The sequence below is a fragment of the Enterobacter cloacae complex sp. IR53041 genome, from assembly GCF_049238285.1.
GTDB lineage: Bacteria > Pseudomonadota > Gammaproteobacteria > Enterobacterales > Enterobacteriaceae > Enterobacter > Enterobacter roggenkampii.
Window position 1 is genome coordinate 25,601 of record NZ_JBMKHB010000004.1, and the last position, 23,015, is coordinate 48,615.

Sequence of the window (23,015 nt, forward strand, 5' to 3'; positions counted from 1 at the left end):
ATCATTTGTTCAATAGCGGAGCGATGATGATCCCACTTCTCGACGCGCGAAGTATCAGCAAGCAGTTCTCAGGCGTGCCGGTTCTAAAAGGCATTGATTTCACGCTGCTTGCGGGCCAGGTGCACGCGCTGATGGGCGGGAACGGCGCGGGAAAATCGACGCTGATGAAGATCATCGCCGGAGTCGAGACGCCGGATGAGGGTGAACTTTCCGTCGAGGGGCAGTCATATGCGCGGCTGACGCCCGTGCAGGCGCACAGGCTCGGCATTTACCTCGTGCCGCAGGAGCCGCTGCTGTTCCCCAACCTGACGGTGCGGGAAAACATCCTGTTCCGCCTGCCGCGCGAGCGCGATCGGGAAAAGCGGCTGGCGGAGAAACTTGAGCAGCTGCAGTGCCGGCTGAACCTCGACGCCGCCGCCAGCACCCTGGAAGTGGCGGATCAGCAGATGGTGGAGATTCTGCGCGGATTAATGCGCAACGCCCGGATCCTGATCCTCGACGAGCCCACGGCCTCCCTCACGCCGGGTGAAACCGAACGGCTGTTTCGTCAGATCCGCGCCCTGCAGGCGCTCGGCGTCGGGATCGTGTTTATCTCGCATAAGCTGCCGGAAATTCGCATGCTGTCGAGCCACGTCTCGGTGATGCGCGACGGCGCGGTGGTGCTCAGCGGTGAAACCGCGCAGTTCGACGATAACGCCCTGATCGCCGCCATGACGCCGGTAAGCCGCGAGAAATCCCTCAGCGATACGCAAAAGCTGTGGCTGGCGCTGCCGGGCAATCGTCGCACCCAGCCGCAGGACTTTCCGGTGCTGCGGGTGGAGGATCTTACCGGGGAGGGGTTTATCGATCTCAGCCTTGAGATCTACGCCGGGGAGATCGTCGGCCTGGCCGGGTTGGTAGGCTCCGGGCGCACCGAGTTTGCCGAAACGCTCTATGGCCTGCGGCCTGTGCGCGGGGGGCGCGTCTGGCTGGAGAACCAGGACATCACCGCCGCACCGGTAAGTTCACGTCTGGACAAAGGCCTGGTCTACCTGCCGGAAGACAGGCAGGTGTCCGGCCTGTTCCTCGACGCGCCGATCCGCTGGAACACCGTGGCGCTGAACGAGCCGTCGCTCTGGCAGCAGCGGAAAAGAGAGTCCGCGGTGGTGGAGCGCTATCACCGGGCGCTGGGGATCAAGCTCAACCATGCGGATCAATCCGTGCGCACGCTCTCCGGCGGCAACCAGCAGAAGGTGCTGCTGGCACGCTGTCTGGAAGCCAACCCGTTATTGCTGATCGTCGATGAACCGACGCGCGGGGTGGACGTCTCGGCGCGCGCCGATATCTACCAGCTTATCAAAAGCGTGGCGGCGCAGAACGTGGCGGTGCTGATGATCTCAAGCGATCTCGATGAGTTTCCGGGCCTTGCCGATCGCGTGCTGGTGATGCATCAGGGCGTACTCAGCGGCGAACTGCCGCGCCATGCGGTCAGCCTCGATCGCATGATGGCGCTGGCGTTTGGAGGGCAATCATGAAGATCTTACTGAAAAACCGCGAGCTGAGCGCGTTTCTCGCCATTCTGGCGCTGTTCGCCGTGCTGGTGGCGCTCAATCCGTCGTACCTGAGTTTGCAGACGCTGGGGATGATCTTCGCCAGCTCGCAGATCCTGATCCTGCTGGCGATCGGCGCGGCGCTGGTGATGCTGACCCGCAATATCGACGTCTCCGTGGGGTCGACCGTTGGGCTGTCCGCCATCGCCGTCGGCGTGGCGCTGAACAGTGGCTACAGCCTGCCCGTTTCCATTCTCTTCGCGCTGTCAGTTGGCGCGCTGGCGGGGGCATTCAATGGTTTTCTGGTGGTGGGATTACGCATCCCGGCGATTGTCGCCACCCTCGGCACGCTGGGGCTGTACCGTGGAGCGATGCTGCTCTGGACGGGCGGAAAGTGGATTGAAGGGCTGCCGCCGGGGTTGAAATCCCTCTCTGAGCCTGCGGCCATCGGCGTGTCGCCCCTTGGCATGGTGGTGTTGATTATCGTGGTCACCGGCGCGTGGACGCTGTCGCGCACCGCGTTCGGGCGTGATTTCTACGCGGTGGGGGATAACCTCGCCGCCGCGCGCCAGCTGGGCGTGGCGGTGAATCGCACCCGCATGATCGCCTTTACCCTCAACGGCATGCTGGCGGCCTGCGCCGGGATTGTCTTTGCCGCACAGATTGGCTTCGTGCCCAACCAGACCGGCAGCGGGCTGGAGATGAAGGCCATCGCCGCCTGCGTACTGGGGGGGCATTTCACTGCTGGGCGGCACGGGCACGCTGATCGGCGCGCTGCTCGGTGCGTTCTTCCTCACCCAAATCGACACCGTGCTGGTGCTGTTCAGGCTTCCGGCCTGGTGGAACGACTTTATCGCCGGGCTGGTGCTGCTGGGCGTGCTGGTGCTCGACGGGCGTCTGCGTCAGGCGCTGGCGCGCCATCAGCGGGCGCTGAAGTACGGTCGCTTCCAGCCGGGTAACAAAGGGGGAAAGCACGTCACCCCCTTCCCCAAACGCAAAAAAGAGGTGGCGTAAATGAGGCTTAACTGGGAAAGCGCGCTGCTCATTTTGCTGGTGCTGGAGATCCTGCTCTTTGGCGCCATCAACCCGCGCATGCTCGACGTCAACATGCTGCTGTTCAGCACCAGCGACTTCATCTGCATCGGTATCGTGGCGCTGCCGCTGACGCTGGTGATCGTCAGCGGCGGGATCGACATCTCCCTCGGCTCGACCATCGGCCTGTGCGCGATTGCGCTGGGGGTGATGATGCAGGCCGGGTGGCCGATGGCGGTCGCCGTTCCGCTGACGCTGCTGCTGGGTCTGCTGTGCGGGCTGGTGAATGCGGCGCTGATCCACTACACCGGCATCAGCCCGCTGGTCATTACCCTCGGCACGCTCTACCTCTACGGCGGCGGCGCGCTGCTGCTCTCCGGCATGGCGGGCGCGACGGGCTACGAGGGCATCGGCGGTTTCCCAGACAGCTTCACGGCGTTCGCTAACCTCACGGTGTTGGGTCTGCCGATCCCATTGGTCTTGTTCGCGGTAATCACCGTCTTCTTCTGGCTCATTACCCACCGCGGGCGCTTTGGCCGTCATCTGTTCCTGATTGGGCAGAACCCGCGCGCGGCGCGCTATGCGGCGCTGCCGGTGAACGGCATGCCCTACGTGCTGTACGGCCTGGTGGGCGTGGCCTCGGCGATTGCCGCGCTGGTGATGGTCTCCTATTTCGGCTCCGCGCGTTCGGATCTGGGGCGCGATCTATTAATGCCTGCGCTCACCGCCGCCGTGCTCGGCGGAGCCAATATCTACGGCGGGTCAGGTTCGGTTGTCGGTACGGCGCTGGCGGCGCTGCTGGTGGGGTACCTGCAACAGGGTTTACAGATGGTCGGCATCCCCAACCAGGTGTCGAGCGCGCTGTCGGGGGCGCTGCTGGTTGTGGTGGTGATGGGGCGTTCGCTGAGTCTGCACCGCGAATGGGTGCGATCTCTCTTTAGAAAACTATCCGGAGCGTAAGATGAAAACAAAACTGCTCGTCCTGGCAATGGCCCTCAGCTTCGCTTCGGCGCAGGCGGCGGACCGCATTGCCTTTATCCCGAAGCTGGTGGGCGTCGGCTTCTTCACCAGCGGCGGCAACGGTGCGAAAGAGGCGGGGAAAGATCTTGGCGTGGACGTGACCTACGACGGCCCGACCGAGCCGAGCGTCTCCGGCCAGGTGCAGCTCATCAATAACTTCGTCAACCAGGGCTATAACGCCATTATCGTCTCCGCCGTGTCGCCGGATGGGTTGTGTCCGGCGCTGAAGCGCGCGATGCAGCGCGGCGTCAAGGTCCTGACCTGGGATTCCGACACCAAACCGGAGTGCCGCAGCATCTACATCAATCAGGGGACGCCGGAACAGCTGGGCGGCCTGCTGGTGGAGATGGCGGGCAAGCAGGTCACCAAACCGAACGCGAAAGTGGCGTTCTTCTACTCCAGCCCGACCGTTACCGATCAGAACCAGTGGGTGAAAGAGGCGAAGGCCAAAATCGAGAAAGACCATCCCCAGTGGCAGATCGTCACCACCCAGTTTGGCTATAACGACGCCACCAAATCGTTGCAGACCGCCGAAGGGATCTTAAAAGCCTATCCGGATCTGGATGCGGTCATCGCCCCGGACGCCAACGCGCTTCCTGCTGCCGCGCAGGCGGCAGAAAACCTGAAGCGGGAAGGGGGGGCGATTGTCGGGTTCAGCACGCCGAACGTGATGCGCCCGTACGTTGAGCGCGGCACGGTGAAGGCCTTCGGCCTGTGGGACGTGGTGCAACAGGGCAAAATTGCGGTCAATGTCGCCGATCGTTTGCTGAAAAAAGGCGATCTTAACGTTGGCGACAGCGTGGACGTAAAAGATATCGGGGCGCTGAAGGTCGAGCCGAACAGCGTGCAGGGCTACCAGTATGAGGCGAAGGGCAACGGCATCGTGCTGCTGCCGGAACGCGTGGTGTTCACCAAAGAGAACATCAGCAAATACGATTTCTGACGGGGGAGCAAATGGCTGATTTAGACGACATCAAAGACGGCAAGGATTTTGGCATCGGCACGCCGCAGCAAAATGTGCCGTTCACCCTGAAGGGCTGCGGCTCGCTGGACTGGGGCATGCAGTCGCGGCTGGCGCGCATCTTCAATCCGCAGAGCAACCGTACGGTGATGCTGGCCTTTGACCACGGCTACTTTCAGGGGCCGACTACCGGCCTTGAGCGTATCGACCTCTCTATCGCGCCGCTGTTTGGTGAAACCGACGTGCTGATGTGTACCCGCGGCATCCTCAGGAGCCAGGTGCCCGCCGCGACGAACAAACCGGTGGTGCTGCGCGCCTCCGGCGGTAACTCGATTCTGGGCGAACTTTCCAACGAGTGCGTGGCGGTGGCGATGGAAGACGCCCTGCGCCTGAACGTCTGCGCGGTGGCGGCGCAGGTGTACATCGGAAGCGAGTTTGAGCATCAGTCGATCAACAACATCATCAAGCTTGTCGATGCAGGGGCGCGCTACGGCATGCCGACGCTGGCGGTAACGGGCGTGGGGAAAGAGATGGCGCGTGACGCTCGGTATTTCTCGCTGGCAAGCCGCATTGCCGCCGAAATGGGGGCGCAGTTCGTCAAAACCTACTACGTGGATCAGGGTTTTGAAAAAGTGACCGCCAGCTGCCCGGTGCCGATCGTTATCGCGGGGGGCAAAAAGCTGCCGGAGCACGAGGCGCTGGAGATGTGCTGGCGCGCGATAGACCAGGGCGCGTCCGGCGTGGACATGGGGCGCAACATCTTCCAGTCCAGCGCGCCGCTCGCCATGCTGAAGGCGGTGAAGAAAGTGGTGCACGATAACTGGAATGCCCGTGATGCGTTCCAGTTCTGGCAGGAAGATAAACAGGGAGAAGCACAATGAACGTGACGCTGGTAGAGATCAACATTAAGCCCGAGCGGGTGGACGAGTTTCTGGAGGTGTTTCGCGCCAACCACGAGGGCGCAATCCAGGAGCCGGGGAACCTGCGTTTTGACGTATTGCAGGACCCGAGGGTGAAAACCCGGTTCTTTATCTACGAAGCCTATAAAGACGAAGAGGCGGTGCTGGCGCATAAGCAAACCCCGCACTATCTCGCGTGCGTGGATAAGCTGGAGGAACTGATGTCGGAGCCACGCAAAAAACGCAGCTTTGTCGGGTTATTGCCGGAGTAATGGTCTTGCCCGGTGGCGCTGCGCTTACCGGGCTTTTGGGGAAAAGGTGGAATGGTTTTGTAGGCCGGATGAGCGTAGTCCGCCCGGCTTTAGATTTTGCTTTACTGCGCTTTTTTGGCTGCGTCCTGCATCTCTTTCATTTTTTGCGCGGCCGCTTGCTGGCTTTGGCGTAGGTTTTCGCTCGCGGCAACCAGAAACTCAGGATGATTAGCCAGGTAGATAGATATCGCTTCACCCATTTTTTCCGGATGGGCGATAAAGTAATCCTCGGCGATTTTGCCGATTTCCGTCTTCTGCTCAGCGGTAAACTCAGCGGCCTGGCTCAGCGCCGGTGCGGTCAGAGTGACGAAAACGGTCAGAACGAGGAAGGGGTGCTTTATGAAAAACATGATGGGTACTCATTTCAGATTAAGGATGTTAACCACGGGCGGCATAACCCGGCCATAGTCGTTTATGGTTTGCCAGCGTATTTCGCAGCGAGGCGCCTTCTGGCACTCGTCCATTGTTCGCTGGCTAAAAGGGGCAATGATGCCCGCGTTATCAATGGATTTGTTGTTAATACGCGTCTGGAAGAGCGTCACGTAGTAGGGGGTCGGGTTCTTCACCACGAGCTGGTTTGCTGAATATGACCAGAGGATTTCCCGATACGCGTTTTCTGGATTGCCGTTTAATCCCTCAGGGCGATAGAACACTTTAAAGCTCGAACGTACGGCCATTTGCACGTTGTCGCTGCTGGTCTTACTGGCTGGAATGGTTGAGATGCTGAGGGTGAAAAGCGTTTCACGGTCAGCAGGCAAACCCTCATCGGCACGAAAAATCCTGATGCTATTTTCGCGTCCGCCCTGTAGTGCAAAAAGCGCGGGCGTTGCAACAAGCGCCGAGGTCGCCTGGGGGGCAGAGGTTGCCCCTGGCCAGTTTCCGCCAGCATAAATTTTTGCGCTGACCAGCCAGGGAAGCGTGGATTTATTGCGCACTGAAACGGTAATGGAGTGCTGTTTTTCAGGATAGACGAAGCGTGTCCCCCCTATCACGACGCCTGCATGCGCAAAAGAGATGAACGTTAAGATGGCTAAAACAGGGATCAGGATGCGCAGTTTCATCACGGTGTTATCAGGCATAAGTCAAAATAAAGGTTGCTGCAGCATTGGCTGTTCCGGGCGATACAGCGCCTCCGTCAGCAAGATAACGGGCATAAAAATCAAGGGTGGCAGTAAGCTGGTTATTTGACAGCGTAAACAGCTGGCTTTCATCGCCCAGCGGTATAAGCGTTTTGTCCGGATTATAAATACCGATAGCCACGCCGCTGGCATAACCCGGACCGCCTGTCAGCGAAAGCAAATCTGCGTTGCCCTGATTGGGTGTGCCTTCAAAATGGGTTCTGATGTTATTCAACCCTGCGCCGCAGTTTTCAAGATTGATAGCAAAATGTTCCCATGGCGTATTATTTTTCTGGTTCGTAAATTGCCCTGTGGCGACGTCGCTCATACGAACGATAAGATTTTCCGAATCAGGCGATATGATGCAGGTTTTGCTTTTTACGGTGCCTACAATATAAACGGTCCCGTCGTGCGCCATTGTACTCGCACTGCCCAGGTGCATCAGAATAATGCAGAAGAAAAATAACCGGAGAAACGGTTTCATTCATATTCCTTACTGATAAAGCAGGTCAAAATACATAACGGCAGTCGCATTTCCTGACGTCACAACGGGCAGCGTGGATTTATAGTGCAAATAAAACGTGAGCGTGTTATCCCCCGGCAGCAGCGGATAAAGCGAGGACTCCGTATTATTGATCGGTATTGGGGTGCGATTGGAATCCAGTAGCTCAACGCCGAGGCCCGTTGCCATCCTGCCAGGCGTTCCCTTTCCGTTATCTGAAAGTGCCAGCAATGTCGGGTTGTTCGCATCCACATTCCCGGTAAACCAAACTTTGGTGCCGGTAATGGCGCGGGTGCAACCTTTCAACGTGATATCAAACTTTGTATCCGGCGTTGTGGTGCCAACCGACGGGAAATCATCCGCGGTAAAGTCACCGAGTTCGACCGTCTGCTCAACGCTGCCTGTGTCGACGTTGCAGGACTCCCCCACGATGGTGCCGATAAACTGAACATTGAAACTGTCATTATCTGCTCTGGCGGTCTGTAAGGACAACGCCAGATTTGCCAGCAGAAACAGGAGAAAATTGCGCTTTTTCATCACCCAATCCTTATGCGAAATCAACGCGTAACAAGGCCAGAGCGGTGAACACGCCCAGTTCCGGGGAATTGCCCGTTGTGCTGATAGGATATGCTTTCAGCGTCACGTTGGCCTTGCCCGCCTCATCAGTCGTAAAAGGTGCGCTACTTGAAAAGACATTCGGTTTCAGTATGTTGTCTTGCTCACTGGTAACCACGACGGCAACATCAGGATTATCCGATGCCAGCGCTTCCGGGTAGCGAGGGTCCGATGTGCCCATAACGCGCAAGGTTAATTGTGCCGGCGAGTTCACGTCAGCATTACATTCAATGGGCACATTGAAGGTTTTGGGTTGAGCGTTGTCCGGCATCTGCCCGGCGCGCGTAAAATCACCGTGATAAAGAGAACCCAGATCCACCGTTACGGTTTGCCCGGCATTAATGACGCAGTTTTGCGGCACGGTAATAACGCCACTGTAGGTAATCTGGTAGACAATATTGGTCAGGCGATCGTTATTCGTCGTGGTGACGTACACATTGAACATCAATTTTGGCGGGATAACCACGGTGCCGATAAAAGGCCTGACAATTTGTAATTTAAAGATCAGGTCATTATCGTTGACCGGGAAAACGCCGCCGGTATCCACCTCATCGTGGCCGCCCATGTGAACGTACTCAATGGGGGGATAAAACTCACCAATGGTTGCGTCATTTATTTTCATGGCGCCAATAATATAATCCGGGTCAAGCTGGAGATATTTCCATTCACCATCCGTTTTGACGACCGGAAAAGGGCTCAAATAGGAGCGATAGGTGCGTTTTTCCCACTCACCCGGTGGACAGGTGGCGTTAACCTGCACATCCTGATTTTTTTCCAGCTCTGTGGAGCCACCTTTAATGTTCTGATTGGTGTTCAGCGTGGTGGTCAAATCATAGTTAACAATCGAGATGCCACCGTTAGCATTTTTACAAATATCGGCTATTCCCTCAGGTGAGAATGCCAGCCCGACCACATAAAATAAAATCATCCATAATTTCATTTATATACACTCCGTTTTCAACCGCAGCAGCGGCTGTTTACTTTCAGGTAATTGATACTTCACGCTACATTGCTTGTCTGGCCCTTCACCCCACTGAATTTTCAGCGTTCCCGCCGGGCTCAGGCCAGAGAGATAGACCTCTCCGTCTTCACCCACAATCGTATCGCTGCCATTGTCATCACGTGACACCATGGCACCGAAAGGAACGGGTTTGCCCCGATGGGTTAAGGTCATTAACGCACGCGTACCAGGCCGGGCTTTGAAGGTTGCACGCACAACCGCGCCACGGGTTGGGACCACATTGGTTACGGCATCATCGATATCCATATCGTCAGCCAGTGAGTTGATGTCCAGTGCCATGCGGTTGAGATGATACGAGGATGCGTAGGGAACCACGGCATAGCCTCTCCAGTCGGTATGAATACCCGGCTCGTTCTCGACCTTGACGTTACTCGCGCCCGGAGCGGCAATCAGCACGTTGGTATCACCCAGTGGCTGGCTAAGGGTGATGCCATTCCGGTGAGCTATGACGCCGCCGCTCAAACCGTAGTTCACCTGCTGGTAGTCGCCGTTTCCGCTGTAGTTATAGCCCACGTTCGCATTGCCATAGGCGCTATCGTATTCAAGGCTGCTGGAGCCTTGTGATTTTGTCCCCTGGCTTGAAAACCCTTCCTGAACGCTGTAGCTCAGGTTGTTATCCTCAAGCAATGTGCCGTTGATCCCGGCATTTTGCGAGGTTTCACCCTTTTTGTCGGTGCTGATGTTGTAGGTGGCATAAGCATAGTTATGCTTCTGGCTGACATCGTTTTGTGGACGCAGCCACAGGCTCAATGGCAGCGACAAATTCAGCGCGTAAATCTCGTCGCTTTTCGACATGCCCGGTGATTTGTTGTAGTTGTAGGACAGGCTGTAGGACACATCTTTAATGGTTCCACTAAAGCCTACCTGGAGTAGCGTATTTTTTTCATCGGTATGCCAGTAGGTCTGTTGGCTGCCCGTGACAAAGAGCGAACCTGCATGACCAAGCTGCTGAGAGATGTTGAACTGAACCTTTCCTCGCTTGGTGTAGTACAGATTGTAATAATCCATCCAGGGATTTTGCTGTTCGGTATCGTTGTCCTCGTGGTCACCTGTGTAGCCGCGCATTTGCTTATAGGCTGTTTCATCCAGGGAATAGAATCCCGATGTCGAGTAACGGTAGCCCAGCAGCTGAAAGTTAGTGCCGAGGCCGTTAAGGGATTTTGCATACAGAAAACGGATCGATTGCCCTGAATGCGTGCTGTCATCCGCCAGCGTGCTCTTCGCGTGAGTCACATCCGCAGAGATAGCGCCCAGTTCACCCATATTCAGGCCGGTGCCGAATGCCAGCGAGTGGTAATTGTTGGTTATCTGCGATCCGCTATACAGCGTGAAGCCATGCGAAAGCCCCCAGATTAGAGACCCCTGAACGAAATTAACCTCGTCCTGTTGATCGCTGCTGCTGCGGTATTCGGCCGCAGTTAATGCGTACTTTACGCGGCCTTCACGCTGGAGTACGGGAACGGTGGAATAAGGCACGGAATAGCTGTTGATGCTACCGTCAGATTCTTTTACCTCAACGCTGAGGTCACCGCTTGAGGACGTGGGAAACAGGTCGCTAATCGCAAATGCACCCGGTGGAACATAGCTTTGATAAATGGTGTAGCCATTTTGCTTAATGGTTACCTGAGCATTGCTTTTTGCGATACCCCGGATCGTGGGCGCGAAACCCTTCAGGCTATCGGGCAGCATATTGTCATCAGAGGCGATTTGCGCACCGCGAAAAGGGAGGCTGTCAAACACGTCTGATGGGGTGTAGCTGTCACCCAGCGTCAGTCTTCCTTTCAGCGGAATGACCGCGCGTTCAACATAGGTATTAATGTGCTGCCAGTTGTCGCTGCGTGAGTCATCGCTGTTGTGATAATTCCAGCTTGAGTAATCCCTTAACCGCCACGGGCCAAGGTTCAACCCGCTGTTAAGCCCGAGGAAATAGCTTTTACTGGTTGAGTTGCTCTCCCCCCGATCGCGGCTACGAGAGCCGGTGAAGTTATAATTCAGCAGGAGGGCATTAATGCCTTCATCCCATTGTGCAGGCGGAATGTATCCGCGTGCGCTATTCCTCAGGGCGGCTTGCGGGATACTGATATCCAGCCGCTGATGCTCAAAATCAAAGGTGGTTGATGAGGCGGGAATGATTGACGCAATATCAATACAGCTGTCCGTTTTTTCCGCCGTCAGCGCAGGAAACGCCTGAAGGTTAACGCCCAGGTTTTCCAGCGCTTTTGCTGATAAACAAGCGGTCAGACCGGTATCATCCGCCTGCGGTTGTGCCGTCGACGCCGTATTTCTTGCCGTAAAGGTGATATCGCGAGTCGCCACAAACGCCCCGTTAAGCCAGAGATCGACACGATAGACGCCTGGTGCCTGGCCATTGGTGGAAAACCGCGACAGGTCAGCAACGGCAGAGGGATCGCTAGACAAAAATGCCGGGTTGAAAAAATATTCTGCACTTGCATCTGATGGCGATAGCAATCCTGCTATCGCCATCGCCACTGGCGTAAGGGATGTTAAAGAAAATGTGCTAAAAATCAGTGAAGTATTACGTTTCATCTCTTTTCCCTGCAGTAAATGCTAAGTACTTCCTTCCTTGAAGACAAAATGCAGGTCTGCTATTTCATTTCAGGTTGTTAATGGGAACAAATCTGCGTAGGGGTATTTGCGCCGAAATCATTCACTGTCTGGAATTTCACACTGCCGGAACCGCCGCCGGGGATATCCACCGTCAACGTGTTTTTAGGTGCGACCATTGAATTGGGAAGACGGGTTCCCCCAACAAAGAACTGCACCAACGATACGTAATACGGTGATGGATTCGTTATGATGACTTTTCCATTTTCTGTCCGACACGTCAGCGTTTTGGGCGCATCCACGGAAAGGGATGTTAATTTCTTAGGGCGAATGAATAACTTAATCACACTCTGTGTTGCTATTTGCAGCGTATTGCCCTGAAGCTTATTTTTATCGACAGACGGAATAGCCTTGCTGTTCAGATAGAAAACAGTTTCGCGATCGGCAGGAAGGTCGGGGCCGATATACATAATACGCAGCGTGTTCTCTTTCTTAGGGTGGATAACAAACAACGGTGGCGTAAGGATAAAGTCTGGTGACTTGATACCCTCAACGTTGGCTACCCATGATTGTATTAAGAACGTATTGTCTGCCGACGAATTGATCACCGGTAATGAAACCTGTTTATCCCCTTGCGGATAAATGACGCGGGTAGCCCCTAAACCAATTCCACCTGCAGAGGCATTCGTTGCCAGACCCATTGTCAGCAGCAACGTACCAGCCATCATCAGGCGAGACAAAGACGTAGGTGATGTGTTCATTTGCATTGTTCCCTCAATTCTCATGACGAGGCACTCGGGCCTCTGAGTGTTTTACTGGTAGACGACGTTAAACCATACCTGGGCGTCGGCCGTACCAGCCTGAACGTGCGGTTGTGTGGAGCGGTATTTCGCCATAAAACGCAGAACATTGGCGCCGTTCTGCAAGGGGGCGTACCAGGGCGGGGCTGTATCCGGAATAAGTAGATGGCCGGTTGCGTCAAATATTCCCACACCAATCCCCTGCGCTGCGCCTGCGCCATAACCTGCGCGAAAAATTTGCGGGTCTTTTGCATCGGACTCGCCGCTGAACAGTACGCCCGCACGTTGACTGACGCTGGTATCGCAGTCTTCTAGCGTTATCTGAAAGGCTGTTGGTGCTGCCCAATCGCCCGTTGCGGCAAATTCGTTATTGTGTATTTGGCCCATACGCACAATCTGGTCCTGACTTTCTGCACTGACGGAACAGCCGGTGTTGACGACTTGCCCCTGAAAATGCACGCTTCCGTCGTCAATTGCCGAGGCGGGCAGTGCAACGCACAGCAATACGCTGAAAAACAGCACTGATTGCCTGGTGACCTGTCGCATAGTGACTCCGTTTCGATGGATCGGCAAAACACCCCCGAATCAGATTCCGGGGGTGTTACTGCAGCTAACGAATCAGGAGTAAACCATCTGGAATGTTGCAGTCGAGGATACGTTACCCGGCGTGGCCGCACCGGTAGCGATGTAGTCAACGCTCAGCGGGATGGTGTTCTCGCCATTGATCAGCTTCACGTTGGAGGAGGTATCACCGATATTGAGTACGTTACCATCCGGTCCGAACAGTTGCAGTGCGACGTTAGTTGCTGAGCCAGCTCCCGCTGTGTTAGCCAGTGAACCTGCCAGTGCTGCGTCTTGCTGACCGTTGAAAATCACAGCGGCGTTCTGGCTTACCGTGGTGTCACAATCTTCCAGAACGATTTTGAAATCTTCTTTCTGGTTCGCCTGCATTCCTTTTGTCGTCAATTTCACAGTACGAACCTGGCTCAGCGTTACAGTCTGATCTACGGAGTCAGCTGCGACCGAACATGCAGCATTAACAACCTGGCCAACGAAGTTAACCGTACCGCCAGAAACCGTGACGGTGTCTGCCTGTGCGTTCATCGCTACGCCACTTACCATTGCCGTTGCAATGACCATTGCTAAAACGTGCTTTTTCATACAAATCCTTTTAAATAAACATCTTTCTGTCAAATTGAAATTGAGTAAAAGCTATATGCTTTCACAGCGTGAACTTGAATAACGTTTAACAAGTTCCGTTATTTAGAATATGCATTTCGCATAATGGACGGGCTTATTGAAAAGCTCTTTTCATCATGTTTATGATGTTCCGCGGCAGGTATTCTAGGAGTCGTGAAATATTATTTCAATGTATGGTGGTATAATCTGCCGTTAGTTTTTTTTAGGTATAATATTAGAATTAATTAATATTTTTGAATGATGTGAGTGGTGGTGTTTTTACCGGATTTTAACAATGGGCACCCTGTTTGCGGTCAAATAGATAAAGGTGGTGTATGGATATCGGTTTGGTTGCAAAAAAAATCATGTAAGAGAAAAGGAACTTTATAATTTTAAAAGTATAAATGTTTGTCTGAAATATAATACTATTATTTCAATTTGTAATATTTATACCAGAAAAATGAAATCCCCCTCGGTTAAGAGGGGGGATTGATCAGATCTCTTCTACGCGCACTCTGAGTGCTGCCAGCGCTTTACGTGCCGCTTTTAGCACCTGCTCACACTGCTCAATGGTCAGCGTAAGCGGCGGTTCAATACGAATAGTTTTTGCGTTATTAAGCGTTCCGGCCACCAGCACTCGCTGCCTGAACATCTCGCTCGCGAAGCTGTAGCCGATTTCGTTATCAACGAACTCAATCGCCATCAGCATCCCTTTGCCGCGCGCTTCCTGCACAAGGTCAGGGTATTCCCGGCCCAGCTGGCGGAAGCCGTCCAGCAGCATGTCGCCTTTTTGCTCCGCCTGCGCAGGCAGGTTTTGCTCCAGCAGCACGTTGATGGTCGCCAACGCCGCCGCACAGGCCAGCGGGTTACCGCCAAAGGTGGTGGTATGCAGGAACGGATTGTCGAACAGCACCGAGAAGACTTCTTCGGTGGCGACCGTCGCGCCAATCGGCATCACGCCGCCGCCGAGCGCTTTCGCCAGGCACAGAATGTCCGGCTGCACGTTTTCGTGCTCGCAGGCGAACATCTTGCCGGTACGCCCCATGCCGGTCTGGACTTCGTCGAGGATCAGCAGCGCGCCAAACTCGTCGCACAGCTGACGCACGGCAGGCAGATAGCCCTGCGGAGGGAGGATGACGCCGCCTTCACCCTGAATGGGCTCCAGGATCACCGCCGCCACGTCATCGCCGGTTTTACGGCATTCGCTCAGCACGGTGCGCATGGCGTTAATGTCGCCGAACGGCACGTGGCGGAAGCCCGGCAGCAGCGGCATAAACGGTTTACGGAAAGTGGATTTCGCGGTCGCCGACAGTGCGCCGAGGGATTTACCGTGGAACGCGCCGCTGGTGGCGATAAAGGTGAATTTCCCGCGCGGCGACTGGTACGCTTTGGCGAGCTTAATCGCCGCTTCGACCGATTCTGTGCCGCTGTTGCTGAAGAAGCTGTATTTCAGTTTGCCGGGCGTTAAGGCCGCCAGCGTTTTCGCGAGCATGGCGCGAAGCGGGTCGAGCAGTTCCTGGCTATGGAGAGGTTGTTTCGCAAGTTGATTCTGTACGGCGGAAACCACAACTGGATTACGGTGCCCCACGTTGAAAATTCCAAAACCTCCCAGGCAATCGATAAACTCCTGTCCCTGGGTGTCGACAAGCGTGTTGAGACTTCCCGCTTGCCACTCTACGGCTCCGTAATCCCCGCCGGCGGTAACAGATTTGCGATACTCCAGAAACCCTGGATTGACGTGCTCTTTAAAGTAATCGATGACCTCACGGTTAAGTTGTTTCATCTCCTCATGATCAAGCGTTCGCTTCTCAATGAGATTCAGTGCGTGCGCGGTACAGGCAAGAGCCGAGGCGCTGGAAGGTAACCTGTTCAAAATGTGCTCCCGGGGATCGCGTATCACATGATACTGGTTTAAGTATTGCAGGGATTACGCCACTTCAGAGGCCTTAACGAAAATCGGGATAAACGCCAGGTTAAAATAATGTTGCACAATATTTAATCATGCCGATAGAAGCCAAACGGGATTTAGCGGTACGGGGCAGCAAGTATAAAGAAAGGGGGGAAGAGCATCGCTGCACTAAAGAGGTGCATACGCTGCAACTTAAGCGGGCATTAACAGGTCATGCTTTGTCGGTAATTTCTTTGCGAAAGTATTTGAAATCAATGAATTAAAATATCGTACAAAAAGTATGGTTTAAGTCAAATCTGCGATCTTCATCAAGTTTAACAACTAAAGATAAATTGTTTACCGCCGAAAAAACATTGACCCACAAAATTAACATTCAAATAACCTGCAAGGGATGCTCACGATGTCCTCTCCAACCTATGTCACCCAGAATGAATATCCTCTGGACGATGACACCACCTTAATGTCTACCACAGACGTCCACAGCTACATCACCCACGCCAACGACACCTTTGTTCAGGTGAGCGGCTATCAGCTCGATGAGCTGACGGGCCAGCCGCACAATATGGTGCGCCATCCCGATATGCCAAAAGCTGCGTTTGCCGATATGTGGTACACGCTGCAGCAGGGCGAGCCGTGGAGCGGGATTGTCAAAAACCGGCGCAAAAACGGTGACCACTACTGGGTGCGTGCTAACGCGGTGCCGATGGTGCGCCGCGGGCAGGTGACGGGCTATATGTCGATTCGCACCAGAGCCACAGCGGAAGAGATCGCCGCCGTGGAGCCGCTCTACCGGGCGCTGAACGACGGGCGCTGTAAAAAACGTATTCACAAAGGGCTGGTGGTGGGAAAGGGCTGGCTGGGCAAGCTGCCGGCCATGCCGCTGCGCTGGCGCGTGCGCAGCGTGATGGCGGTGCTCTTTGCCGGACTCGCCGCCACGCTGGCCGCCATCTCCGCAGGCTGGTTACCGCTAGCCGCCGCTGCGGTGGTGATGCTGATGGGAACGCTGCTGTTTGAGCAACAGATTGTCCGCCCGATAGAGAATGTGGCGCGACAGGCGCTGAAGGTCGCCACCGGCGAGCGCAACAGCGTGCAGCATCTTAACCGCAGCGATGAGCTGGGCCTGACGCTGCGCGCGGTAGGACAGCTTGGCCTGATGTGCCGCTGGTTGATCAATGACGTGTCGAGCCAGGTGGTGAGCGTCCGTGACGGGAGCGACAGGCTGGCGCAGGGGAATGAAGATCTGAACGATCGGACCCGTCAGACCGTCGCGAACGTGCAGCAGACCGTCGCGACAATGAACCAGATGGCCGCGTCCGTTCAGAGTAACTCCGAGACCGCTGCCGAGGTGGACAAACTCTCCGTGGCCGCCAGCAGCGCGGCGACGAAAGGGGGCAACGCGATGCAAACCGTCGTTAAAACGATGGATGACATTGCCGACAGCACGCAGCGCATTGGCTCGATCACCTCCCTGATTAACGATATCGCGTTCCAGACCAATATTCTGGCGCTGAACGCGGCGGTTGAAGCGGCAAGGGCAGGGGAGCAGGGCAAAGGGTTTGCCGTGGTCGCGGGCGAAGTCCGTCATCTCGCCAGCCGCAGTGCCAGTGCGGCTAACGATATTCGTAAACTCATTGATGCCAGTGCCAGCAAGGTGCAGTCCGGCTCTGAGCAGGTTCACGCCGCGGGCCGTACGATGGATGATATCGTTGTGCAGGTGAAAAACGTGACCCAGCTTATCGCCCAGATCAGCCACGCGACCTCCGAGCAGGCAACCGGCTTATCAGAGCTAACCCGTGCGGTAGCTGAACTCGACAGCATCACGCAGAAAAACGCCGATCTGGTCGAGGAGAGCGCGCACATTTCGGCCATGGTGAAGCACCGCGCCGGACGCCTTAAGGATGCGGTGACCGTGCTCCATTGAGTCAGTCATGTTCCAAAAAAGCCGTTTATACCGTAGGGAATAAACGGCTTTTTATTTTTCTGATTGTGACTATTAATGGGGTTTGTTGTTAATTTAATATTAAATAACTAAAGAAAGTGCCTCAGTTATTTATTCCTGCCTAAGTCAGTTCTTCAGAATGCTATTTCGAAAATACCCCGTTTGGCGGTCTGGTAACGATCGATGAGGCCATATTAATAGCCTGCACCTATGTATTGTGAGGATTATGAAATAAAAAAACGATCAAACTCATAAAGTTAGCGAAATCGTTACCGATAACAGCGATCGTCTGAGAAATAATCACATCGATGGAGAAAATATGTTCTTTCATGACGTAAAGATCGGCACGAAATTATTTCTGGCGTTTGGGTTCTTTATTGTCCTGATGGCGATCAGCGCGAGCCTGTCTCTGCTGAGTCTGAACCGGGCAAATAATGGGATGCAGTCCATTGTTACCCATGACTATCCGACCACGGTAAAAGCGAACCAGTTAATTGATAACTTCCAGGAATTTATTAGCACTCAACAGCTGATGCTGCTGGACGAGCAGGGTACCTACACGGGGCAATCTCAGCAGCGCCTGAAAGAGATCAGCGAGCATATCACGGTGATCCTGGGCGAGCTGAACAACGCCTTGCAGGATCAACAGTCTCAGCAGGTGCTGGCGGATATCCGCAGCGTGCGCCAGCAGTACCTGGATTCACGCTACCGTATTCTGCAGGCGGTGCAGAACAACAACCGTGCGGGCGCCATACAGGAGATGATGACTACCACCCTCGCCGTACAGCAGGCTTATAAAGCGAAGGTGAAGGAGCTGATCGCCATTCAGAACAGCGAAATGCAGCGTGCGGGCACGCAGGTGGAAGGAGATTTCAGGTCTAACCGACTGCTGCTGATCCTCCTCACCCTCTTTAGCGTTGGGGCAGGCAGCCTGATTGGCTGGTTTATCGTGCGCGCCATCACCCGCCCGCTCGGTGAGGCGGTGAATTTTGCAAAGGCCATTGCAGAGGGCGATCTGACGGGCAGCATTACGCCGCACGGCAAAGACGAAACGGGCCTGCTGCTGCATGCCCTGATGGAGATGAAGACGCGACTGCTGGACATTGTGCAGCAGGTGCAAACCGGCTCGGAGAATATCTCCAGCGCTGCCGCGCAGATTGTCGCCGGGAACCAGGATCTGGCCGCACGCACGGAAGAGCAGGCCAGCTCCGTTGAACAGACTGCCGCCTCGATGGAGCAGATCACCGCGACGGTGAAAAATACCGCCTCGCATACCGGTGAAGCGACCAACCTTTCTGCCGATGCCGCCACGGTGGTCAAAAACAACGGTGAGATGATGAAGCAGGTGACCAGCAAAATGCGCCTGATTAACGAGACCTCCAACCGGATGTCCGACATTATCGACCTGATCGACGCTATTGCGTTCCAGACCAACATTCTGGCGCTGAACGCGGCGGTGGAAGCGGCGCGCGCCGGTGAGCACGGCCGCGGCTTTGCGGTGGTGGCAGGAGAGGTGCGCCAGCTTGCTCAGAAGAGCGCGTCGTCTGCCAGCGAAATCCGCGAGCTGATTGAGAGCTCCACCAGCCAGACCCAGGACGGGATGAACCTGGTCGAAAAAGCGAGTGGGCTGATCAACGGCATGGTTGACAACGTGGAGGAGATGGATGCGATCCTGCGCGAGATCCGTCAGGCCAGCCATGAGCAGACGGAGGGGATCTCGCAGATCAACAGCGCGATTGGCCTGATTGATGCCACTACCCAGCAAAACTCCGCGCTGGTGGAGGAATCCGTCGCGGCGGCGGCATCGCTTAACGAACAGGCGATGCACCTGAAAGAGCTGGTACGCGTCTTCCGCGTGAGCGAGCACGCACCGGCTTAATCCAGCTGGGAGATCTCCAGCGCCGCGCGGTCGATTACGCCGATAATCTGCTTAAGCTGCGCGTCGCTGAGCTCTCCCTGATTCACCTTCAGGTCTAATACCGCCTTGAAGTTATCCAGCGCCCGCTTCATCTGCGGGTTTTTGCGTAGCTGAAAGCCGACGCTGCGCGCTTTGATACGCACCTGGATCTTTTCCAGCTGTTCCCGATTTTCGTCCAGCCAGCGTTGTCCTTCAGCGGTAATCGCAATGCGCTTACGCCCGTTCTCTTCTTCTGTAATGGTGATAAACGCCTGATCCTGCAAATAATCCAGGGTTGGATAGATGACGCCCGGGCTCGGGGTGTAGTTCCCCTGGGTCAGGTTCTCGATCTCTTTAATCAGCTCATAGCCGTGGCTCGCGTTGCGGGTCAGGATATCCAGAATCACCAGCCGCAAATCGCCGTGGCCGAAAAAGCGCGGCCGACGTCCGCCGCCCTCGTGTTCGTGTCGCATAGTATTCCCTTTGTTTTGATATATCTAAACTATATCTAAGATATATTCAGATGCAATCTAAAAGATCTTGCATTTTTCCTTATTAGTAATCATTATCATTTGAAAATTGATTTAGATATATCGTATTCACCAGAAAAGGGTCTAAAAATGGCATCTACTCGTTATCCACAGCGTGTTCGTAATGACCTGCGTTTTCGCGAGCTGACGGTGCTCCGCGTTGAGCGCGTCAGCGCGGGTTTTCAGCGCATTGTGCTAGGCGGCGAGGCGCTGGAGGGCTTTAGCTCCCGCGGTTTCGACGACCATACCAAAGTTTTTTTCCCGGCACCCGGGACAACGTTTACGCCGCCGGTGGTCACCGATGAAGGCATCGACTGGGGTGACGGCGTGCGTCCGCAGGCGCGCGACTATACGCCGCTCTATGATGAGGTCCGTCATGAGCTGATGCTCGATTTCTTCATTCATGACGGCGGCATTGCCAGCAGCTGGGCGGTTGAGGCGAAAGCGGGAGACAAGCTGACCATTGGCGGCCCGCGCGGTTCGCTGGTGGTGCCGGAGGATTACGCCTGGCAGCTGTACGTGTGCGATGAATCCGGCATGCCCGCGCTGCGCCGACGCTTAGAGAGCATTGCTCAACTGCCGGTTCGCCCGGACATACACGCGGTCGTGACGGTTGGGGATGAATCGTACCAGGACTATCTGGCGGACCTGAGCGCGTTCAATATCACGTGGGTGGTGGGCCACAGTGAGCAGGCAGTCGCTGACCATCTGGCGGCGCTGACCGTTCCGGGGGACGATTACTTTATCTGGCTGACCGGGGAAGGGAAGATGGTGAAACGCTTGAGCCGTCAGTTTGAAACCGACGCGATTGACCCACAGCTGGTGCGTGCCAGCGCATACTGGCACGCCAAATAATCAGGCGGCGGAATCCAGCTGCGCTTCGTTCACCTGATGTTCGAGCGAGGCGCGGACCTCGTGCAGCGCTTTCTCCTGCTGAGCAAAGTACGCTTCCATATTGCTCAGCGAGGAGACCAGCAGCCAGGACTCCTCTTTCTCCAGCTCCGCCAGCTCGTTCACTAAAATGTCGATTTGCTCGCGAACCTGCGCCATTTTTTTGCGGATACGTTCCAGATCGTTCAGCCTGTCGCTTGCCATCAATGGCTCGAAGCCCTGCTGCAGGCGGGCCACCAGCGAACGAATGGCTTTCACATCGCCGCGCTGCTTCGCCTGGTTAAGCTGTACCATCATGCTGTTGGCTTCTTCTTTCAAATCGTCCGCCACCAGATCCGGGTGGCAGAGCTTGCTCGCCTGCCGCCAGAGACGCTTGAGCTCGTTCTGGTCCTCTTGTGAAAGATGCTTACCTTTGCGCAGCCGCACTTCGGCATCGTGATGCTGTTCGCGATACTTCTCGTACTCTTCGTTCGCCTCGTCGCGCGCCTGACGCGCAGGCTCCTCTTCGCGCGTTAAGCCGCTCTCCAGCTCCAGCGCTTCGGCCAGCAGGTTGGCAATCAGATTGCTTTGCTGCTCCAGATGCTTACGCGCCTCGGCGGCCTGGACGGAGTCGGCCGGGAGATCGCGCCAGCGCTGGGTGAGCGTCGCCAGCACCTCTACCGCCTGTGCCATATAGTGCTGACAGCGACGGTAATCTTCCTCGCGCCGACGCGCTTCCGCCTGCTGACGACGCAGGTTCAGCTCCGCCAGCGTTTTACGCAGGGCGAGGATCTGCTGCATCAGCGGCCCCAGGCGGGAGAAATAGAGATCGTTGAACTCATCAAGCTGCTGCACCCGCGCGTTGCGGCGGTCAATCAGATCGCGCAGACGCTCTTCCAGCGCCTTCAGCTCCAGCTTGCTGGCCGCCACCTGCGGATCGCGCCACGGCGTCACGGCGCGCTGGCCCTGCAGCCAGGCGGTTATGGCCGCCATGGCCGCGGTGTAGTTCTTCTCCTCAAGCGCCACGACGATTGCCTGTAGATCATCGTCAAACGCTTCATTTTTCAGGCGTGTCAGCTGGCTCTGGATGATGTCGTCATCTTCCAGTTCAATGGCATTTTTAATGATTTCTAGCCGTTTGATCGGTGTGCTCATGATGCCTTTCGCTTTGGCGCTTAAGTATTTGAGTTAAGGTTAGTTGTTGTAAAAGCTACAGGAAATAATACACACGGATGATGATCGGCGCGATGGGGGATTTCTTTAGTTTTTAGGGTTTGTGAGGGTGAGCGGCAGGCCGGACTACGTGTGATTGATTCCGTATGTGCTTGCATAGGGTGCAGCAAAAATCAGAGGCGGTAACTGCCAGAGAATGCTTAACAGCATTAAGCATGATTAAAATACCCCAAACGTGTAAGAAGTGCGGAGAGCCGGCACCGGGTGGTCGCGCGAGGTATTGCCATCGAGGGAGGCTACGTGCTGGCAAACCCAAGGTGCGAAAGAATTGGCACTAAAAACAATATAGGGCGGATTAACCGCCCTTTTTTTTACGCTGTTACACGCTCGTTCCACGCGTCTGAATATTGGACGTTCCCATCGCAATACTTCCAGGTGATCCGCTCATAGCGCAGCTGTACGCCCTCATTATGATTATGCATCTGTAAACCTGGCTCTTTGCAGTTATGCATAACTGGGTTAATGCTGACTATCCGGACGTTTTCCAACAGCATGTTGAAATACTCTACCTCTTGCCCCGCATCGTTGATTTTATACCACTTAATTTCCGCGCTTTTCAGCGTCTGCCCGGTAGCTACGGCCTTATAAAGATATGGGCTGGAGCTATCAAACTCCTTTTCTATTACGAGCGGCGCATGTACGCGTGTACCGGTGATTTTGCCCGTGTTGTTATCGGTAGGAACTAACAGGCCGTGACTAAAAGAAAGCACCTCAATGCTTCCCTCGCGGTTTTGAACATCCACAGATCCATAAATCGGGTTGCCGCCATCGTCTCTAAGCCACAGATAAGCAGGAATAGCCATTTTTAAAACTCCATTTTATGTAAAGAGAATAAACCCTCATTAACGGCTAAAAACCGATCGCAGGTGATACAAATTTTGTTATAGATTCGTGTTATTTAATCGGGTTACTTATTGATGTTGCAAATAAAATTAATAGATTGATCTCAAACAGTATCGCGCCGTGCTGTTGCTCTTATGTTGCTGGTTTTGCCAGGCAAAAGGGAATAACGATGGCATGTATACCGATTTACCCGCCCCGCGGGCTGGAGATATTGCGCGAACACATCAGGCTTGCGCGGGCGC

The 23,015-nt window shown here is 55.1% G+C and carries 21 protein-coding genes and 1 pseudogene; 9 read left to right on the forward strand and 13 right to left on the reverse strand.

The annotated features are described in order from the left end of the window. Positions 1 to 26: 26 nt before the first annotated feature. The 6 genes and pseudogenes from lsrA to lsrG all read left to right on the forward strand — a co-directional run bounded on the left by lsrA (position 27) and on the right by lsrG (position 5,713). On the forward strand, positions 27 to 1,514 hold the full coding sequence (gene lsrA / locus ACOTXF_RS04130) for an autoinducer 2 ABC transporter ATP-binding protein LsrA (RefSeq protein ID WP_048961900.1): 1,488 nt from the start codon (positions 27 to 29) through the stop codon (positions 1,512 to 1,514). Beyond that, a pseudogene (gene lsrC / locus ACOTXF_RS04135) lies at positions 1,511 to 2,543 on the forward strand (autoinducer 2 ABC transporter permease LsrC). The gene lsrA and the pseudogene lsrC overlap by 4 nt, the downstream one beginning before the upstream one ends. Then, the gene (gene lsrD, locus ACOTXF_RS04140; protein WP_021242360.1) at positions 2,544 to 3,521 is read left to right on the forward strand and encodes an autoinducer 2 ABC transporter permease LsrD; all 978 of its coding nucleotides are present in this window, start codon (positions 2,544 to 2,546) and stop codon (positions 3,519 to 3,521) included. 1 nt (position 3,522) lies between these two features. After that, complete coding sequence (gene lsrB, locus ACOTXF_RS04145; protein WP_232927258.1) at positions 3,523 to 4,524, forward strand: autoinducer 2 ABC transporter substrate-binding protein LsrB; 1,002 nt, start codon at positions 3,523 to 3,525, stop codon at positions 4,522 to 4,524. Between the two features lie 11 nt (positions 4,525 to 4,535). Then, positions 4,536 to 5,423 carry a 3-hydroxy-5-phosphonooxypentane-2,4-dione thiolase gene (gene lsrF / locus ACOTXF_RS04150; protein ID WP_047746838.1) on the forward strand — a complete coding sequence of 296 codons (888 nt, stop codon included), beginning with the start codon at positions 4,536 to 4,538 and terminating at the stop codon, positions 5,421 to 5,423. Beyond that, positions 5,420 to 5,713: a (4S)-4-hydroxy-5-phosphonooxypentane-2,3-dione isomerase gene (lsrG, locus tag ACOTXF_RS04155; RefSeq protein ID WP_008503162.1), complete on the forward strand. Its 294-nt coding sequence runs from the start codon at positions 5,420 to 5,422 to the stop codon at positions 5,711 to 5,713. The genes lsrF and lsrG overlap by 4 nt, the downstream gene beginning before the upstream one ends. 101 nt (positions 5,714 to 5,814) lie before the next feature. Here lsrG and ACOTXF_RS04160 read toward each other — a convergent pair whose 3' ends face one another. The 10 genes from ACOTXF_RS04160 to ygjG form a co-directional block, all read right to left on the reverse strand. Next, entirely contained in the window at positions 5,815 to 6,102 is a 288-nt protein-coding gene (locus ACOTXF_RS04160) for a hypothetical protein (RefSeq protein WP_047746836.1), read from the reverse strand. 9 nt (positions 6,103 to 6,111) lie between these two features. After that, entirely contained in the window at positions 6,112 to 6,813 is a 702-nt protein-coding gene (locus ACOTXF_RS04165) for a fimbria/pilus periplasmic chaperone (RefSeq protein ID WP_032635836.1), read from the reverse strand. Positions 6,814 to 6,823: 10 nt separating this feature from the next. Beyond that, the gene (locus tag ACOTXF_RS04170) at positions 6,824 to 7,354 is read right to left on the reverse strand and encodes a fimbrial protein (RefSeq protein WP_047746834.1); all 531 of its coding nucleotides are present in this window, start codon (positions 7,352 to 7,354) and stop codon (positions 6,824 to 6,826) included. Positions 7,355 to 7,363: 9 nt separating this feature from the next. After that, on the reverse strand, positions 7,364 to 7,909 hold the full coding sequence (locus ACOTXF_RS04175; RefSeq protein WP_008503166.1) for a fimbrial protein: 546 nt from the start codon (positions 7,907 to 7,909) through the stop codon (positions 7,364 to 7,366). Positions 7,910 to 7,919: 10 nt separating this feature from the next. Further along, on the reverse strand, positions 7,920 to 8,927 hold the full coding sequence (locus ACOTXF_RS04180) for a fimbrial protein (RefSeq protein WP_039265434.1): 1,008 nt from the start codon (positions 8,925 to 8,927) through the stop codon (positions 7,920 to 7,922). Further along, positions 8,928 to 11,555, reverse strand: coding sequence for a fimbrial biogenesis usher protein (locus ACOTXF_RS04185; RefSeq protein ID WP_316937189.1), 2,628 nt, complete (start codon positions 11,553 to 11,555; stop codon positions 8,928 to 8,930). Positions 11,556 to 11,632: 77 nt separating this feature from the next. Beyond that, positions 11,633 to 12,340 carry a fimbria/pilus periplasmic chaperone gene (locus ACOTXF_RS04190; RefSeq protein WP_232927229.1) on the reverse strand — a complete coding sequence of 236 codons (708 nt, stop codon included), beginning with the start codon at positions 12,338 to 12,340 and terminating at the stop codon, positions 11,633 to 11,635. Positions 12,341 to 12,385: 45 nt separating this feature from the next. After that, positions 12,386 to 12,919, reverse strand: coding sequence for a fimbrial protein (locus tag ACOTXF_RS04195; RefSeq protein WP_047746832.1), 534 nt, complete (start codon positions 12,917 to 12,919; stop codon positions 12,386 to 12,388). A 72-nt stretch (positions 12,920 to 12,991) separates the two neighbouring features. Next, entirely contained in the window at positions 12,992 to 13,534 is a 543-nt protein-coding gene (locus ACOTXF_RS04200; RefSeq protein ID WP_008503171.1) for a fimbrial protein BcfA, read from the reverse strand. Positions 13,535 to 14,045: 511 nt separating this feature from the next. Continuing rightward, positions 14,046 to 15,425 (reverse strand): putrescine aminotransferase, encoded by a 1,380-nt coding sequence (gene ygjG / locus ACOTXF_RS04205; protein WP_008503172.1) that lies wholly within the window; start codon positions 15,423 to 15,425, stop codon positions 14,046 to 14,048. Between the two features lie 436 nt (positions 15,426 to 15,861). Between ygjG and ACOTXF_RS04210 the strand changes: the two genes are divergently transcribed. Then, on the forward strand, positions 15,862 to 17,382 hold the full coding sequence (locus tag ACOTXF_RS04210; RefSeq protein ID WP_048961898.1) for a methyl-accepting chemotaxis protein: 1,521 nt from the start codon (positions 15,862 to 15,864) through the stop codon (positions 17,380 to 17,382). A gap of 337 nt (positions 17,383 to 17,719) precedes the next feature. Further along, on the forward strand, positions 17,720 to 19,279 hold the full coding sequence (locus tag ACOTXF_RS04215) for a methyl-accepting chemotaxis protein (protein ID WP_232927223.1): 1,560 nt from the start codon (positions 17,720 to 17,722) through the stop codon (positions 19,277 to 19,279). Here the strand turns inward: ACOTXF_RS04215 and ACOTXF_RS04220 are convergent. After that, positions 19,276 to 19,770, reverse strand: a complete 495-nt coding sequence (locus tag ACOTXF_RS04220; protein ID WP_048961897.1) for a PadR family transcriptional regulator — start codon at positions 19,768 to 19,770, stop codon at positions 19,276 to 19,278. The genes ACOTXF_RS04215 and ACOTXF_RS04220 overlap by 4 nt on opposite strands. 147 nt (positions 19,771 to 19,917) lie before the next feature. On the opposite strand from ACOTXF_RS04220, the gene ACOTXF_RS04225 reads away from it, so the two are divergent. Further along, positions 19,918 to 20,682: a siderophore-interacting protein gene (locus tag ACOTXF_RS04225; RefSeq protein ID WP_048961896.1), complete on the forward strand. Its 765-nt coding sequence runs from the start codon at positions 19,918 to 19,920 to the stop codon at positions 20,680 to 20,682. Here the strand turns inward: ACOTXF_RS04225 and ACOTXF_RS04230 are convergent, their stop codons facing one another. Then, the gene (locus tag ACOTXF_RS04230) at positions 20,683 to 21,852 is read right to left on the reverse strand and encodes a DNA repair protein (protein ID WP_048961895.1); all 1,170 of its coding nucleotides are present in this window, start codon (positions 21,850 to 21,852) and stop codon (positions 20,683 to 20,685) included. A 389-nt stretch (positions 21,853 to 22,241) separates the two neighbouring features. Then, the gene (locus tag ACOTXF_RS04235) at positions 22,242 to 22,733 is read right to left on the reverse strand and encodes an Hcp family type VI secretion system effector (RefSeq protein ID WP_047746824.1); all 492 of its coding nucleotides are present in this window, start codon (positions 22,731 to 22,733) and stop codon (positions 22,242 to 22,244) included. Positions 22,734 to 23,015 lie beyond the last annotated feature (282 nt).

What these genes read in the sequence shown, in the direction of transcription:
- lsrA (WP_048961900.1), top strand. Translation starts at nt 27, where the DNA reads ATGATCCCACTTCTCGACGCGCGAAGTATCAGCAAGCAGTTCTCAGGC.
- lsrD (WP_021242360.1), top strand. Translation starts at nt 2,544, where the DNA reads ATGAGGCTTAACTGGGAAAGCGCGCTGCTCATTTTGCTGGTGCTGGAG.
- lsrB (WP_232927258.1), top strand. Translation starts at nt 3,523, where the DNA reads ATGAAAACAAAACTGCTCGTCCTGGCAATGGCCCTCAGCTTCGCTTCG.
- lsrF (WP_047746838.1), top strand. Translation starts at nt 4,536, where the DNA reads ATGGCTGATTTAGACGACATCAAAGACGGCAAGGATTTTGGCATCGGC.
- lsrG (WP_008503162.1), top strand. Translation starts at nt 5,420, where the DNA reads ATGAACGTGACGCTGGTAGAGATCAACATTAAGCCCGAGCGGGTGGAC.
- ACOTXF_RS04160 (WP_047746836.1), bottom strand. Translation starts at nt 6,102, where the DNA reads ATGTTTTTCATAAAGCACCCCTTCCTCGTTCTGACCGTTTTCGTCACT.
- ACOTXF_RS04165 (WP_032635836.1), bottom strand. Translation starts at nt 6,813, where the DNA reads ATGAAACTGCGCATCCTGATCCCTGTTTTAGCCATCTTAACGTTCATC.
- ACOTXF_RS04170 (WP_047746834.1), bottom strand. Translation starts at nt 7,354, where the DNA reads ATGAAACCGTTTCTCCGGTTATTTTTCTTCTGCATTATTCTGATGCAC.
- ACOTXF_RS04175 (WP_008503166.1), bottom strand. Translation starts at nt 7,909, where the DNA reads ATGAAAAAGCGCAATTTTCTCCTGTTTCTGCTGGCAAATCTGGCGTTG.
- ACOTXF_RS04180 (WP_039265434.1), bottom strand. Translation starts at nt 8,927, where the DNA reads ATGAAATTATGGATGATTTTATTTTATGTGGTCGGGCTGGCATTCTCA.
- ACOTXF_RS04185 (WP_316937189.1), bottom strand. Translation starts at nt 11,555, where the DNA reads ATGAAACGTAATACTTCACTGATTTTTAGCACATTTTCTTTAACATCC.
- ACOTXF_RS04190 (WP_232927229.1), bottom strand. Translation starts at nt 12,340, where the DNA reads ATGCAAATGAACACATCACCTACGTCTTTGTCTCGCCTGATGATGGCT.
- ACOTXF_RS04195 (WP_047746832.1), bottom strand. Translation starts at nt 12,919, where the DNA reads ATGCGACAGGTCACCAGGCAATCAGTGCTGTTTTTCAGCGTATTGCTG.
- ACOTXF_RS04200 (WP_008503171.1), bottom strand. Translation starts at nt 13,534, where the DNA reads ATGAAAAAGCACGTTTTAGCAATGGTCATTGCAACGGCAATGGTAAGT.
- ACOTXF_RS04210 (WP_048961898.1), top strand. Translation starts at nt 15,862, where the DNA reads ATGTCCTCTCCAACCTATGTCACCCAGAATGAATATCCTCTGGACGAT.
- ACOTXF_RS04215 (WP_232927223.1), top strand. Translation starts at nt 17,720, where the DNA reads ATGTTCTTTCATGACGTAAAGATCGGCACGAAATTATTTCTGGCGTTT.
- ACOTXF_RS04220 (WP_048961897.1), bottom strand. Translation starts at nt 19,770, where the DNA reads ATGCGACACGAACACGAGGGCGGCGGACGTCGGCCGCGCTTTTTCGGC.
- ACOTXF_RS04225 (WP_048961896.1), top strand. Translation starts at nt 19,918, where the DNA reads ATGGCATCTACTCGTTATCCACAGCGTGTTCGTAATGACCTGCGTTTT.
- ACOTXF_RS04230 (WP_048961895.1), bottom strand. Translation starts at nt 21,852, where the DNA reads ATGAGCACACCGATCAAACGGCTAGAAATCATTAAAAATGCCATTGAA.
- ACOTXF_RS04235 (WP_047746824.1), bottom strand. Translation starts at nt 22,733, where the DNA reads ATGGCTATTCCTGCTTATCTGTGGCTTAGAGACGATGGCGGCAACCCG.